Raw genomic sequence first — 16,240 nt, 5'->3', positions numbered from 1 at the left:
TAGAATTAAAAGTTCATGTTTTGTATTCAAATACTGTTTGTTTTCCTGCTATTGTTGTTCAATAATAATGATGACGTTTACTTTCAAAGTGAAAAGTTACATGGCGTAAATTGGCAACCAGATGTCTCTGTTTATCATATTGAGGATGATAAGGGAGAGCAAGCAGAAATTTTCGCTAAAAAAGACAATAAAGGATTTCTATATTGGCATAGAAAACTCAAAACCCCCGTATGTCTCATTGGTGAGTGCAAATTGATAGATATTGGTATCTATTGGGATCTTGCTGGAGATTTTTTTGGTCTGGAAGTTTATGAGGAGGCCCTTACCAAAACAGACCATAGCGAATTTACTGAAAAGGACTATCTACGACTGATTGAAATTCTAGAAAACGATTGGTCACCCTTGAGAGAGTATGAACTTTCTGATCTTGTAGAAAAACCTGAAAATGGAGACCCAGAGGTAGATGGTACTTCTGGGGCTACCAAAAAAGAAATCGCTGCGGAAGCCGTGGTTGATGCTGTATATACGACCCATACCATCTGGCATTTGTCTCACGTTGGAGAAAAAGAACAACTGGTGAATTTGACCATAAATGAATTGAATAAGGATGAAGAGCTAATGACATTCCTTATGCAGGCTCCTCAAATAGAACACAACAGCTTATTTTTCCTTGAACTTTTCGCCAAAGGGGAGTTGGGGCAAAAAGACTACCTCAATTCCTTGGTGATCAATAGTTTGGGTAGAGATGATAAACCTAAAGTAAAAGAAGTGGCCCTAAAAACGCTTTCCAAGTGCAATTATTCTGATAATTATTTTCTTCAAAATATAATTGACATATACAGTGGTTTGCCTTTAACAGCAAAGCTACAGGTACTTAATGAATTCAAAAAAGTAGAAAATCTTCCTGAGCCCTTGTTCCTTGCAATTGTTCACCATTTAGAAACCCAACAGGAATGGTACATTATAAGAGTATTTGAAGTAATGAAAAATAGGGATCAATACAAGGATAGGTTGAAGGGTATAGCATCAAACCTTTCGCACATTGATAATCCCCAGCTTCAAAGTATTTTAAGTGAATATCAAAAAGAAATTTGATAACCTAGGCTAAAAAAAAAATTATTAATTGGATTTAAATCAGGTTTCAAAGACGCGTTTCCATCGGTAATTATTAATTCTCATGTGTTTTTTTGATTCATTAAATTGATCAATTTTTTTCATTAATTAACAACTGCTTGACTTACCCTTTATTTCAACCAAAATAAAGGATATTACCTGCTCTAATGGTTAAATATTGATTTTTTTAATATGATTTTTTATATAGAGATTAGTTTGAAATCCTTAATTATAATCCTATAACTTTTATAAAAATAAATATTTTAAATTAACGATGATTAATTTTTATATTTATTGATTAATAGCTAATTTAAATAAAATAAAACCATAATACCCAAAATGAAAAAGGAAAAATTATATTTGAATTTAGATCAATTTGGTGGTTATCCGAATTGTTGGCAGCAAATTTATAGGGATGAGAATTTCGGTCTTGAAGTTTTGTATGCAAAATTTAGTATTGAATTTTTAAAATTGAGCCAGACACTTATTGGGAGTTGGCTTTCGGGAATAAGTAAGTTCGAGGAATATTTTTTAAAATTTCAACCCATCGGTATTCCATGGAAACATGGCCCATGTCATTTTAATGCAAAACCATTCAAATTCTATAATAATCATGGAAAAATTGGCACAACCAGATGTCTATAGGCTAAGAATTTAAAATGAAGGAAATCCGTGTTTGATGACATATTTTCCAATGGTGAATGAATGAGAGAAGGAGTTAACGACCAACAAAATCGGGAAAGATTCATTGTAATAAATTCACTCGTTTACTCTTTAAAACAGTTATAACCATAGTCATGAGCCTGCATCGTGGATGAATTTAAGGCTGAAACCTTGGGTAAGTCAATTGGGTATTAGTGGTGAGTTTTATCCCTTCGTTGGCCTGGAATTATTTGTTTAAAAGCCTTTGTAAATAGTGATGATAAAATAAATCAAAAAAAGGATAGCTTGGCCGGTTTGACAATGGAATGTACTGAAAATCAATTGAATCAATCTGTAATAGCAATGAAGGTAATTACAGTTGTTTAATCCCAATTAAAGTAAATTTCAGAGGCCTATTTATCCAAAACCTAATCTTAAAATTTTAATAAACCCTTAATCTAACCGTATGAAAAATCTTGTACCAAGACATGTAATAAACATGGTCAGGCGATGTACTTATGCTCTGCTGATTCAATTGCTAACCATCGGTCTCCTTATAGCAGGAGAAACGAATGGTAAGTCAGCTAAAATTGACCAAAGGATGGACGCAGAATCTTTTGAAGATTCAAAATTTGAAAATGGATTATCTCTAAAGGAAATACCATCAGATTTACATTTTGATTTTTCCGATAGTGAAATGGCTGAATTACCGTTAAATCCAGAGAAATTAGAAAGCGCTTGGGCTGATATTGAGGTTTCCGGAACCGTCACTGATGCCAATGGTGCTCCAATACCCGGCGCAACCATTTCTGTGCCGGGATCGGCGAAAGGAACAGCAACAGACTTAGATGGTAAGTATGCTTTGTCTGTTCCTGAAGGGGTGACACTGATTTTTTCTTTTATTGGATTTGAATCACAAAGGGTGGTGGTGAGTAACCAAAGTGTGATTGATATTAGCTTAAAAGAAGATTTGGCCTCCTTGGAGGAAGTAGTGGTGGTAGGGTATGGAACACAGCAAAAAAGTCACCTGACAGGATCTGTGGGATCATTGGAAATGGACGAAGAACTCAGCAGCAGGCCCATGGTTGAATTTGGACAGGCCTTGTATGGGAAAATTGCCGGTGTGCAGGTAATCAATAGCAGCGGCCGACCAGGTGGTTCAAGTACTATTCAAATTAGGGGCATCAACTCGATTTCTGCAAATAGTTCACCTTTAATTGTTATAGATGGAATTCCACTTCCCAATTATGACCTGAATTTGATTAATCCTTCGGATATAGAATCTATTGAAATCCTAAAGGATGCGGCTTCAGCAGCAATTTACGGTTCTAGAGGTGCCAATGGAGTGGTTTTGGTATCCACAAAAAGTGGAAAATCCGGCAAAGGGAAGGTGACAATCAATTATTCTTATGGGTTACAAGAGAATATTGACAAGATCAAAATCATGAATTCTGCTGAATATGCGCAGGCTTCTATAGATGCCGCTCAGAATGGTTGGCTAGAATCTGGAGGGGATCCGAATGCTCCCAATACAGTGGCTGCAAGAGGACATTATAAATACACTTGGCCGGAAGCATTTGAAAATCCGCAAAATTTACCTAACACGGATTGGCAAGATTTGATTTTTCGTACTGCTCCCATGCAAAGGGTGGATGTCAATGTCTCCGGGGGAAATGAAAATACAACTTACCTAATATCCGGTGGCTATGTAAATCAAGAAGGGATTGTCATCAACTCTGATTATAAAAAATATTCCTTAAATCTAAAAGTGTCCTCAAAAGTAACAGATTGGGCTGAAATAGGAGGGATGTTGAATGTGGTTTATGATCATGAGAATGAGCCCTACAATAGGATAGTGGAATGGGCTGTTCAGTATCCTCAAGTTTTTCCAGTAAACGGAAATAATGGTTATTTGGGAGAACCTTCTACCACTTCCGGTTACGAAAATTATGGTGCTATACTTTTTAGGGCGGTAAATGGACATCCATTATATAGAATAAATGATGACATCCAGCACAAATACTTTAATAGTCTTGGAAACATTTATGCCAATTTTGACCTGCTACCTGGACTAAAATTCAGGTCTTCATTAAACTATTTATACAGAAGAGGAGATGACACCAACTATCAAGCTGTTGATCACAACATGGGCCCCAATTATATCACAGAGGGGGCAATGACCGTAAACCAAAACAATAGGATGAATTACAATTGGCAAAACCTATTGACCTATGATAAATCATTTGATGGACATGAATTCTCCTTCCTATTAGGGAATGAATACTTTAAGGATGATTATTATTCTTCCAGCGCACAAAGGAGAGGGTACAATAATGATCTGGTGCCCTACTTAAGTGGAGGACAAAATATCTTTCAAGCCAGTGACAATGCGACAGAGCGGGTACTTATCTCCTATTTTACTAGAATTACCTATAATTATAACGGAAAATACCTGGCATCTGCAAGTTATAGAAGAGATGGTTCCTCCCGCTTTGGTCCCAATAAAAAATGGGGTGCATTTCCTAGTTTGTCATTGGGCTGGATAATGTCCGATGAAGGCTTTATGAACAGCCTAGTGCCTATAAGTCATTTTAAATGGAGGGCGAGTTATGGTTTTACGGGGAACGATCAATTTGCAGATTACAGATGGATAGGTTCAATGGCCCAAGGAAGAATAGCCTTAGGCAACAGTCTTGGAGCCTCTTATTACCCTTCCGATTTCACCAATCCGAACCTTGAATGGGAAAGGACAAGACAGTTGAACTTGGGGATTGACTTAGGCCTTTTTGAAGGAAGATTTTCCTTAGAAGCAGATTATTACATTTCAAAATCTGATGGATTATTACTAGATGTACCTGTCCCATCGGTTACTGGATTTACCAATGTGTTTAGAAATATTGGGAAGCTTGAAAACAAAGGATTGGAATTGAACCTTAGCTCTCACAACCTTACTGGAGCTTTGTCTTGGACAACCCAATTGAATTTTTCGAGGAACAGAAATAAGGTGTTGGAATTAGGAGAAGAGGATGCCCCAATGATATACAATGCCGGTTTTGGTATGCAATCCATCAATAAGGTAGGCTATCCGGTTTATAACTTTTATGGCTACCAATATGATGGGGTTTACATGACCCAGGAAGAAGCAGATACAGACCCCGCAAGGTATGAATCTGCAGTGGCAGGAGATGGGAAATATGCCGATGTCAACGGAGATGACGTACTTACTTCCGATGACCGAACTATCATAGGCAACTATGCTCCTGATTTTACCTGGGGTATAACAAATAACTTTAGTTATAAAGGATTTGACCTTAGCTTTCTTTTCCAAGGGGTCCAAGGAAGCGAGGTTTTTGACAACAATATCCATCGCTCGATGCAATACCATGAAGGGCGAAATTATTACCATGAAATGGTTGACAGGTGGAGGTCTGAAGAAGATCCGGGCGATGGTTACCATTATAAATTAACAGTTGATCTTGACGGTTTGGAAAGAACCGCTTCCAGTTATTGGATTGTAGATGGATCCTATTTAAGGTTAAAGAGTTTGACCTTTGGTTATACCTTCCAGCCTACATTATTGGAAAGAATGAAATTGGGTTCTTTAAGGGTTTATTTCAATGGTATGAACATGCTTACCGTTAAACAAAGTCCAATATTTGATCCGGAGAACTTCAATGGTGGAGCTGCTGAGGCACAAAGAAGAGGGGTTGCTCATTCTCCGTATCCAACAGCCAAAATATATACTTTGGGAGTAAATGTTGGCTTTTAATTCACTTTCATCAAATCAATAGAAATCATGAAAAACAATAGTATATATATTCTTATAGTTGTGATTTTAGGTGCCTTTTCTTGTAACGAAGATGAATTGGATCTTTACCCTAAAACCCAAATTACCGAAGGTAATTTTTATGAAGATGAGGAACAGTTAATCTTGTCTGTAAATGATATTTACAGACAGTTGGCTAGAATTTACAATGCTCAAGGTATTGCAGACCTGTACGGAGAACTTCGTTCAGACAACACCTATATAGAATTTACAGGAGGTTCAACCACCTTTTCGGAAGAAATAGCAGATTACTATATAAGAACAAATAACGGTCTTATTGAAAATGCTTGGGAAACCAGTTACAATGCCATTTTTATTTGCAACAATGCCCTATTTCATTTAGAGAATTCTGAGGTCCAGTTTACCGACCCAACTTTAAGAGAAAGGCTTAAAGCAGAAGCTACCTTGGTGCGATCCTTGATTTTCTTCAATATGGTTAGGGTTTGGGGAGGAATACCTTTGCCTTTAAAACCATTGAAACCCGAAGAAGGCTATGACTACCTTCGGGAAAGCAAAGAGATGGTTTACCAACAAATAGTCAATGATTTGCAATATGCCAAAACCAACCTGCCAGAAAGCTACACCGGGAATGATGTAGGCAGGGTTACCAAATATGGAGCTGCTGCAATTCTGGCCAAAGTATACCTTACCATGGGGGATACGCAAAATGCAGGGAATGAACTTAAAGAAATTATTGATAGCAATAGGTTTTCACTAGACGCCAATGGAGATGGGAATATTAATTCGGACGATTATGAGTTTTTATTCATGCCTAACACGAAAAATTCAAAAGCATCCCTTTTGGAAGTTCAGTACCTGGGAGGTGAAAATGCGGTAAATAGCAACCACCAATCTCAATATACTCCTTTTCATTGGGCTTTTCACTTGCCGGGAATGAATGAAACTTTCCGAGGAAACGGAATGAATACCCCAACACAGGATTTGGTAGATGAATTCGAAGCTGAAGATACCGTTCGAAAGAGGGTCTCTGTATATCCCGGCTACCTAAATTTGGATACTGATCAGTTCATTGATTACCCATTTACCATGAAATTTTATGATCCTAACTGGAGATATCCAGGTCAAAATTTCGAGGTAATCAGGTTTGCGGATATCTTATTGATGTACGCGGAGGTAACCAGTGACCCAACCTATCTAAATATGGTTCGAGCTAGGGTTGGCTTACCTGGATTTGGGGAACCTGGATACCCTGAGGAATACAATGACTTATCTTTAGCATTAGAACATGAAAGACGCGTAGAATTGTGTTTTGAATTTCATCGGTTTTTTGACCTTGCCAGAACAGGAAGGGCTGTAGAACTAATGCAAGCGAAAGGTTTTGATATTGACCAAGAAAAGTTGGTGTTCCCTATTCCATTGCGGGCAATTGATGTCAATAACAAAATAAACCAAAACCCTGGGTATTGATGGGGTTCATATTCAAATAATTCTTGATTGTAAATGTAACCCTCCTAAAGGGAAGGTTACTTTACTTTCCAAAATTAGATGGCTGGATGTGAGTTAATAGTAGAATAGTAAATTCAACTCTGGTCAAAGCGATAACCTGATTCTGAACATTGAGAGAGCTAGAAATTCTAGTAGCAGAATAAAAGATTTTTTTCAAATGTTACAAGGTTTTTTTCGGAATACCATTAATGAATTATCAACCTTAATAATCGATGTATAAATGTCAAACCCAATCATTTTATCGACCCATATTTAAGTTTTATGTGCATAATTGTTACTTTTAGAGAGATAAATGGATTCTTCTAATTGTTGCAAAGCCAATTCTTATGAAAGCACTTCTTCTTAGCTTTTTAGGCCTTCTTGTTTTATTCGGCTGCAAGCCTAAACAATCTTTCGATGTGCTAATTAAAAATGGACAGATAGTGGATGGTTCGGGGAATGCTGCCTATACTGGTGATGTTGGAATTGTTGCTGATTCCATTGCCGCCATAGGCGATTTATCCGAAGCTCATGGGGACATTGAGATAGATGCATCAGGCTTAGTTGTTGCTCCGGGTTTTATTAATATGCTCAGCTGGGCTGTAGATGCACTTATAGAAGATGGTAAATCACAAAGTGATATCAGACAGGGGGTGACCTTGGAGGTTTTCGGAGAAGGGAGTTCGATGGGCCCCTTAAATGAGGAAATGAAAAAGGAAGAGCAGGAAAGTCAGGGTGATATCAAATATCCGATCAACTGGACTTCTTTAAGTGAATACCTTGATTTTCTTGTTAAGAAAGGGGTTGCTACCAATGTAGCTTCCTTTGTCGGTGCTACTACCCTTAGGGTTCACACGGTCGGATACGAAAACCGTGCTCCCACTAATGATGAAATGGAAACCATGAAGAACTTGGTAAGGGAAGCCATGGAAGAAGGAGCATTGGGCCTTGGCTCTTCATTGATTTATGCCCCGGCATTTTATTCTAGTACTGAGGAATTAATAGCGCTTTGTAAAGTTGCTTCCGAATACGATGGAATGTACATTTCTCATTTGCGAAGTGAGGGAAATCAACTTTTGGAAAGTTTAGATGAGTTGATTCGTATCGCTGATGAGGCAAATATCAGAGCTGAGGTGTATCACCTGAAAATGGCTGGGAAAAACAACTGGGACAAATTTGATGCGGTGGTTTCAAAGATAAACTCCGCTAGAAATGCCGGCCTTTCTATAACCACAAATATGTATACTTATACTGCCGGAGCTACCGGCTTAGATGCTTCCATGCCTCCCTGGGTTCAAGAAGGTGGCTATGATAAATGGGCCGAACGATTACAAGATCCAATAATTAGAGCCCAATTAAAGGAAGAAATGGTGACACCGACGAATGATTGGGAGAGTTTGATGATGGGGGTAGCATCATATGACGACATGCTCCTGATAGGTTTTAAAAACGATTCCTTAAAATACCTGACAGGTAAATCGCTTGCTGAGGTGGCAGCTATGAGGAATACCTCTCCTGTAGAAACGGCCATGGACTTGGTTGTTCAGGATGGGAGCAGAGTGGGAACAGTTTATTTTATGATGTCTGAAGAAAATGTAAGAAAGAAAATTTCCCTTCCATACATGAGTTTTGGCTCAGATGCGGCTTCTTATGCTCCTGAAGGAGTTTTCCTCAAATCAAGAAGCCACCCTAGGGCTTTTGGAAATTTTGCAAGACTCCTTGGCAAGTATGTCCGTGAAGAAAAAATTATTTCTCTGGAAGAAGCCATTTATAAACTTACTACGCTACCGGCGACGAATTTGAGGATCAAAAAAAGGGGCGCGCTAAAAGAAGGATATTTCGCTGACCTTGCCATTTTTGATCCGGATAAAATACAAGACCATGCCACCTATGATAAGCCCATGCAATATGCGACGGGGATGGTGCATGTATTGGTCAATGGAATACTTGTTCTAAAAGATGGTCAGCATACCGGGGCCTTGCCCGGACAGGTAGTCAAAGGTCCCGGATTTAAGTCCTTAGATTAATTAAAACATTAATACAATGAAGCTCAGCCAATCCTTTATATTAATCTTAATTTCAATCATTTCTATTTTTGGGTGTAAATCCAAGGAAACAGAAGAAAAGCCATGGACCAAATCCGAGTTATTATTTGAAGATTCAGGTACAGATAATTGGGAGAAAAAATGGATGTTAGATGGACAAAAAGCAAAGGTGGTCAACAGCAATGAAGGAATGGAACTTATAGCAGGACCTGAACATGGCAATGATTCCCACCATACTGTTTTGTGGGCCAAACCATCCTTCGAAGGAAATATCTGTATTGAGTACGATTACACCAGAACAGATACGACCACTCGATGTGTCAATATTCTTTACTTTCATGCTTCGGGAAAAGGAGATGAGGACTATCCTAAGGATATTTCATTATGGAATGACAAAAGAAAGGTGCCATCCATGCGGACTTATTTTAATAATATGAACACTTACCACATTAGTTATGCTGCATTTGGAGCGAAGGAATACTCAGGAGAAAATGATTATATACGTTTGCGAAGATACAACCCCAGCATGGAGGGCCTTACCGGGACCGATGTACCGGAAGATCATTTCAAAACAGGCCTTTTTAAATCTGATGTAACCTATCACATACAAGTATTCAAGTATGCCAATACTATTGAAATGCATATACAAAACAAAAGTGATTCTTCAGACACATTGATTTGCAGATGGGATGCTTCTATTTTTCCTTCCATTGAATCCGGAAGAATTGGTTTAAGGCATATGTTTACCCGCAGTGCAAGGTATAAGGATTTTAAGGTTTGGAGGCTATTATAAATTAACTTAGCAGCTAAGTCTTGTTTGTAAGGCAATATAACGAAACCCAAGAAATAATATGATTCATAGCATAGTTTTGGCTTCCCTAAAAAGCATTAGAGGCTTAATTTTTAAAATTTCACTCTTACTTATCTTATTGATTACTTCCTTTAGTTTAAAGGCCCAAAAACCCAATATATTGTTGATTATCTCAGATGATCTAAATACGAATATAGGGCCTTATATGAATACCTATGAGCATACCCCTTATCTTGACCGACTTGCAGCAGAGGGAGTAAGTTTTTCTAATATTTATAGTCAATTTCCATTGTGTGGTCCTTCTAGAGCCTCCTTTATGAGCGGTTTGTATCCTGAAACCAATGGTGTATTGGGTAATAATGATCAATTGGGTAGTTATAGGAAAGAAACTCCTGCATTGGCAAATCATCCTTCTATGGCAGGTTTCTTTAGAGAAAGGGGCTATTATACGGCTAGGATATCTAAAATATTTCATATGGGGGTGCCCGGAGGAATTGAAAGAGGAGCCGTGGGTGGAGATGATCCGGATTCTTGGGATTATGCCTACAATGTGCTTGGTCCGGAAACATTAAGTCAAGGAAACTTGGAATTACTTTCTCCCAAAAACCTTCACTATGGTTCAAACTTTGCTCAAATGGTTATTCCTGATAGTTTAGAAGGAACACAGACCGATTATATGGCTGCCAGTCAGGCCATCGCCGTGTTGGAAAATCGCGCCGGTAAAATCCCTTCAGGCGGAACCAATAAGCAAAGAGTTAAAAAGGATGCACCATTTTTTTTGGCAGTGGGCTTTGTTAGGCCACATGTGCCCTTAATTGCCCCTGAAAAGAGCTTTGCCCCTTATCCGGTAGAAGAGGTGCTGTTGCCTACGGTAAAAGTAGGTGAAAATGTACCATCCCAAGCTTTAAAACGACAAAATGAGAAGATATGGGGAATGGATGAACTTCAGCAGCGCAAAACCATTCGTGCATATATGGCAAGTGTCAGGTTTATGGATGAACAAGTTGGTAGGCTATTGAATGCATTAGATAGGCTGGATCTTAGGAAAGAAACGATTGTGATCTTTATGTCAGACCATGGTTATAACCTAGGGGAACATGATTGCTGGTCGAAATCCAGCCTATGGGAAGGTAGTGTTCGGGTTCCGGTAATTTTTTCTGTGCCCGGGAAAGATTTTGAAGGGGCCTATGGAAGCCAAACGAAAAGTATTTCAGAACTACTGGATATTTACCCTACTCTTGCGGATCTTACAGGATTTTCCTCTGAGAAACCTGCGATCCTTCAAGGAAAGAGTTTGCTTAATGAGTTAAAAGGTGAAAAAAAAGGTGGGGAAGATAATTTTGCCTATACCATTTACAATGATGGAGCAAGTGTGCGGACGGATAGATGGAGATATAATCGCTGGGGAGAAAGTGCCAAGGGTACCAATGAGGAACTATACGATCATGATAATGATCCGGAAGAGAATACCAATTTGGTGGGAGAAAAGGGTTATAAGACTGTTTTAGGAACCATACGAGAAAAACTGAATGAGATCAAAAGCAATGCCCAGACCGGATTAAAGAATTTGCAATAACAATCTTGGATTGGTAAAGGTAACTTTCTTTTTCTGAACTTGATCATTTGGTTTTACTCTTGTTTATTAATCAATAATGTCTACAAAAGTGCTTAAAACTTAAATAGGAAATTACAATAATGACCCCTTTTCACCTTTTGTTGTTTACGTAGATCGGTAAAAATACGCTTCCTTCGGCTCAGTAAGTAGGGGAGATTTACGCTTATAATTTCCTGATCGGTTGGATAAAAGTTGCTATACAGACAATATAAATTAATGCTTTTATCTACAAGATCTTTACCAAAATGCAAGATGAAAAAATTTAAATCTCGGACTAAGATTTTGTTTCAAATCAATTTTAATAATTATAATTAATACATTTATTTTTGTTATTTATTTAATAATAATTTATTTAATTAAGGATTTTATCAATTTTAATTATCTTTTAAATTTACCATACGTCGGCATAATTATTGAGCTATTTGAATACAATAAATTGTAAATTTAAAATCAATGTTATGTATTTAGCTAAAAAATTTAATTTCTTACAAAGAACAAGCATTCGGATTCCAACGCTGGTTTTACTTGGATTGATTGTAAGTATAATTTCCGGCTGTGACATGGATGATAATGAAGATTTACAACCTCTTCCTGATATATCCTATGTAGGCCTATACCATGCATCTCCGGATACTCCTCCGCTCGATGTTAACATGGAAAATGGAAGAATCAACTATTATCCGCTAAGGTATTCTGAATATACCGATTACCTTAATTTCTATGCTGGAGAAAGAACCATGCGGGTGAATCCTTTCAATGCGTCAAATGTAGTTTTAGATACTACATTTAATTTTGAACCTAACTTGGCCTATTCTTTATTTTATGTAGATGAATATGCTGATATAAAAGCACTATTGATAGAGGACAACCCGGAATCTCTAGCTGATGGAGAATCCGCTGTAAGGTTTATTCACCTTTCACCGGATTCTCCTCAAGTAGATTTGGTTAGGATGGAGGATGAAGAAAATACCATTTTAGTTGAGGACAGTGAGTATTTAAATACTACTCCTTTTACAGTGGTGGACAGTGGTGTTCAGTCATTCACAGTAAATTCCAGTGACTCCGATGAAGAGTTGCTCTCTCTACCGGATTTAAATTTACGATCCGGAGGAGTCTATACCTTCGTAGTAAGAGGATATAGTAATCCACCGTCTGGCAACCAACATAACCTAAGTGCTGATGTGTTGATCAATAATTAATTCCTATTTACCATAAGGATGATAATAAGAGATTCCTGATAACAAATAGGAAAGGATTTTAATAAATACTTATTATTTGATAAAAAGCCCCAATACCTGCTATCAGCCGGAGTTGGGGCTTTTTTACTACTTATGGTTGTTGTTCACATAAGGTAAATTTCACTTCCACTTCGAAAATCTAAAAGAATTTTATTCAATATATGAGGTGTTTCTATATTGAAAATTAATATCTTAAAAGATCTAGAGACGTGTAATTTTTCGCACTTTATTTGCTATTGAAGGCGTTACAATATATACACTCGCTACTTTCCTTAAATGGCTCGTACTATTCACTAAATATATCATGGCAAAAGATGATTTTGATCATGTTTTTCAACTCGGTTGAACCATACCTTTGACCTGTCAAAACGAACAAGTGGTCATGTTTTGGCGATGAATTTTCTGTAAAGCTAAATTAAACAGTAATGTACAATCACTTAAAATTAGCCTCGTTTTTTATATTTATACTTTTCCTCTCCCAAGGTGTACAGGGAATTGCTCAACAGACTTACTCGGTAGCTCCCAATCCTGAAATGAAGGTGTCTGGTACGTCAACACTTCATGACTGGGACATGATTTCTGAGGAGGCGACAGGAACAGCTTCAATAAGAGTTTCTGCTGGAAAAGTGACAGCAATTCAAGCTGTTAAAGTATCGATGAAGGTGAAATCACTCAAAAGTGGAAAAAGCCAAATGGATAAAAATGCTTACAATGCGCTAAAAGAAATGGAGTTTCCTGAAATTACTTTTTCCATGCTTGAAGCCCATCAAGATGGAGGTAATGATTGGAAGGTATCTGGCAGGCTTCAAATTGCCGGAGAAACGAAAACGGTTCCCTTTATGATAAAAATCGCCCCGGAAGGTGAAAGTATTGTATTGACAGGGCTTGCAGACATTAAATTAACCGATTTTAATGTAGTGCCTCCAACTGCTGTTTTTGGTACCATAAAGACGGGTGACGATATGGCAATTCAAATAAAAATTAAATTTAATCCAAGTAAATAACACATTAATTTTTCAATCATGAATAAGAGCATTTTATTTCTGACAGCATTATTATTCTCTTTCAGCAGCCTTGCACAACAAAGAGACATGCAGTTTTGGAGACCCTATGATCAGAGAGGAATCAATGTATTTGAAACCGGAAAGGCAGATACTGTTGCTTTTGATGGGGTAAAAGTAAGAATTGGAGGAGCCTTTGCCCAACAATTTCAATCCATTAGCCATGAAAACACAGCTTCGGCGGTTATTAATGACAATGGAGTCAACACCAATCAATTGATGGATATAGGTTCAGGATTTAATCTTGCTACAGCGAATTTAAATATTGATGTGGCCTTGGCTGATGGAGTCCGATTGAATCTGATAACCTATTTATCGTCAAGGCACCATCCGGAAACTTGGGTCAAAGGAGGGTATTTGCAATTGGATAAGCTTTCATTTCTCAATAGTAAAGCCTTTGATAAAATCATGGAGAATGTGACCATTAAGGTGGGTCATATGGAAGTCAACTATGGTGATTCCCATTTTAGAAGATCTGACAATGGCAATGCATTTTATAATCCATTTGTTGGAAACTATATAATGGATGCCTTCGCTACGGAAATTGGTGCTGAAGTTATTTACCAAAACAACGGTTTTATTGCTGTAGCATCCATGACTGGGGGGGAAATTCAAGGTGGAGTTACCAATCCGGACAAAAGAAAGCCATCTTTTATCGGAAAACTAGGCTATGATAAAACCTTAGACAATGAACTACGCCTAAGGTTGACAGGATCAGTTTATACAACTTCAGGTTCTGTAAATAACACCCTGTGGGCAGGAGATAGATCAGGTTCACGTTATTACCTTGTCATGTCCAATACATTGGCTTCTACTTCTTCCGATTTTAGAACAGGCCGCTTTAATCCCGGTATGCGAGACAATGTAACCGCAATTGTGTTGAACCCATTTATTTCGTATCGTGGTTTGGAGCTTTTTGGAAACTTTGAGCAATCAAAAGGTAAAGCGTCCAATGAAAGCGAAGACAGAACCTGGAATCAAGTAGGTGTTGACGCAGTTTACCGTTTTGGCGCCAGTGACAATTACTATTTGGCGGGCCGTTACAATAAGGTTGGTGGTGAAATGGTAAGTGGAATAGAACCAAACATTTCTCGTGTTCAAGTTGGTGGTGGTTGGTATATTACCAAAAATATTCTGGCAAAATTAGAATATGTTAGCCAAAACTATCAGGATTTTGCTCCAACTGATATCCGTAATGGAGGTTCTTTCAATGGATTAATGATCGAAGGAGTAATAGGTTTTTAAAGTTTAATTTATTAAATCATGCGTATCGCGTTACTACTTGGCTGTTGTTTATTCCTAACCGGCTCATTTCAAAATGAAGCATTGGTTATTGATCAAACAGAAATCATTGTAAAAGGCAAAACTACAATCGGGAGTTTTGAATGCAGCTATGAGAGTCAAGACAAACGCGATACGCTACTTTTTGATTCAAAGTCCAGTGCAGTAGCTTCCCTGGATTTTGAAATCCCTGTAAGTGCTTTTGGTTGTGGTAATTTTTTATTGAACAGTGATTTTAGAAAAACGCTTAAAGCTGAAGAACATCCAATATGTTTGGTTTCTGTAAGTAATTTGCAACGTGGTTCTCAAATGATTTTTGGCGATATATTTTTACAAATGGCGGGTAAAGATCATGTTTTAGAAAAAGTGGCATTTTACCAATTGGATGGTAAATACCAAGGTTCCCTAAACCTCTCCATGGAAGAGCTTGGGCTTAATGCTTCAAGCCGTTTAGGAGGCTTAGTTAAGATTGAAGAGTCCATTGATTTAGAAATAAAACTTTTTATGGAGGATGTTTGAATGCTTAAGGGCTAAGATTTAGATATACTGAATCAAAACCATTTAAAGCTTGAATGTGCAAAAGAACTATTCTTCCATGATGGAATCACTTTTCGAAGGTATTGATACGGACATTAACCCTGCCTTCTTAAACTGAGTAGGCTTCATAACCTTACTTTTTTCCGATATATTTGAGTTAGGATATAAATCAAAAACTGTTTTCATGGCCTGAGAACTTAAAATTTAAGCGAATAATAATGGAGGAATTATCTTGGGATAACTTTTTAAAAGTAGAAATGAGAGTAGGAACAATACTTTCGGCTGAAGTATTTACTAAAGCAAAAAATCCTGCTTATCGATTAATGATTGATTTTGGGGCTTTTGGCAAAAAGAAAACTTCAGCTCAAATAACAAAAAAATATAAACCTGAAGAATTAATAGGCCGACAAGTAATTGCTGTAATTAATTTTCCACCCAAACAAATTGCCAACATGATGAGTGAGTGCCTGGTGTTGGGAGGTTTAGGAGACAATAAAGAGGTGACATTAATTCAACCTGATAGTGCGGTGCCAAATGGAATGCGAATAGGGTAATATCATAGGTGCAAATTGAGTACAAAGATATTTTACTTTATATTCAGCATTCAAATTAATTTTAAGCCCAT

At 37.5% G+C, this 16,240-nt stretch carries 12 protein-coding genes; all 12 read left to right on the top strand.

Going from position 1 to position 16,240, the window contains the following annotated elements; genetic code table 11:
- The first annotated feature begins 15 nt into the window (after positions 1-15).
- The 12 genes from ACYVHJ_RS12450 to ACYVHJ_RS12395 all read left to right on the top strand — a co-directional run bounded on the left by ACYVHJ_RS12450 (position 16) and on the right by ACYVHJ_RS12395 (position 16,169).
- The gene (locus tag ACYVHJ_RS12450; protein ID WP_460515225.1) at positions 16-1,095 is read left to right on the top strand and encodes a hypothetical protein; all 1,080 of its coding nucleotides are present in this window, start codon (positions 16-18) and stop codon (positions 1,093-1,095) included.
- Between the two features lie 357 nt (positions 1,096-1,452).
- Positions 1,453-1,758: a hypothetical protein gene (locus tag ACYVHJ_RS12445; RefSeq protein ID WP_339901229.1), complete on the top strand. Its 306-nt coding sequence runs from the start codon at positions 1,453-1,455 to the stop codon at positions 1,756-1,758.
- Positions 1,759-2,221: 463 nt separating this feature from the next.
- A complete protein-coding gene (locus ACYVHJ_RS12440; protein ID WP_460515223.1) occupies positions 2,222-5,524 on the top strand; it encodes a SusC/RagA family TonB-linked outer membrane protein in 3,303 nt (1,100 codons plus the stop codon).
- A gap of 27 nt (positions 5,525-5,551) precedes the next feature.
- A complete protein-coding gene (locus ACYVHJ_RS12435; protein ID WP_460515221.1) occupies positions 5,552-7,009 on the top strand; it encodes a RagB/SusD family nutrient uptake outer membrane protein in 1,458 nt (485 codons plus the stop codon).
- 365 nt (positions 7,010-7,374) lie between these two features.
- Positions 7,375-9,054, top strand: coding sequence for an N-acyl-D-amino-acid deacylase family protein (locus ACYVHJ_RS12430; protein WP_460515219.1), 1,680 nt, complete (start codon positions 7,375-7,377; stop codon positions 9,052-9,054).
- 16 nt (positions 9,055-9,070) lie between these two features.
- Positions 9,071-9,865: a DUF1961 family protein gene (locus tag ACYVHJ_RS12425; protein ID WP_460515217.1), complete on the top strand. Its 795-nt coding sequence runs from the start codon at positions 9,071-9,073 to the stop codon at positions 9,863-9,865.
- A gap of 58 nt (positions 9,866-9,923) precedes the next feature.
- Entirely contained in the window at positions 9,924-11,459 is a 1,536-nt protein-coding gene (locus ACYVHJ_RS12420; RefSeq protein ID WP_460515215.1) for a sulfatase, read from the top strand.
- A gap of 497 nt (positions 11,460-11,956) precedes the next feature.
- On the top strand, positions 11,957-12,697 hold the full coding sequence (locus tag ACYVHJ_RS12415) for a DUF4397 domain-containing protein (protein ID WP_460515213.1): 741 nt from the start codon (positions 11,957-11,959) through the stop codon (positions 12,695-12,697).
- A 464-nt stretch (positions 12,698-13,161) separates the two neighbouring features.
- The gene (locus tag ACYVHJ_RS12410; protein WP_460515211.1) at positions 13,162-13,740 is read left to right on the top strand and encodes a YceI family protein; all 579 of its coding nucleotides are present in this window, start codon (positions 13,162-13,164) and stop codon (positions 13,738-13,740) included.
- A gap of 18 nt (positions 13,741-13,758) precedes the next feature.
- Positions 13,759-15,042 (top strand): hypothetical protein, encoded by a 1,284-nt coding sequence (locus ACYVHJ_RS12405; RefSeq protein ID WP_460515209.1) that lies wholly within the window; start codon positions 13,759-13,761, stop codon positions 15,040-15,042.
- 18 nt (positions 15,043-15,060) lie between these two features.
- Positions 15,061-15,597 carry a hypothetical protein gene (locus ACYVHJ_RS12400; protein ID WP_460515207.1) on the top strand — a complete coding sequence of 179 codons (537 nt, stop codon included), beginning with the start codon at positions 15,061-15,063 and terminating at the stop codon, positions 15,595-15,597.
- A gap of 236 nt (positions 15,598-15,833) precedes the next feature.
- A complete protein-coding gene (locus ACYVHJ_RS12395) occupies positions 15,834-16,169 on the top strand; it encodes a tRNA-binding protein (RefSeq protein ID WP_460515205.1) in 336 nt (111 codons plus the stop codon).
- Positions 16,170-16,240: the final 71 nt, after the last annotated feature.

It is taken from the genome of Cyclobacterium sediminis, from assembly GCF_054781075.1.
The sequence above is the reverse complement of the archived record's forward strand: the minus strand, read 5'-3'. Positions and strand labels throughout refer to the sequence as shown.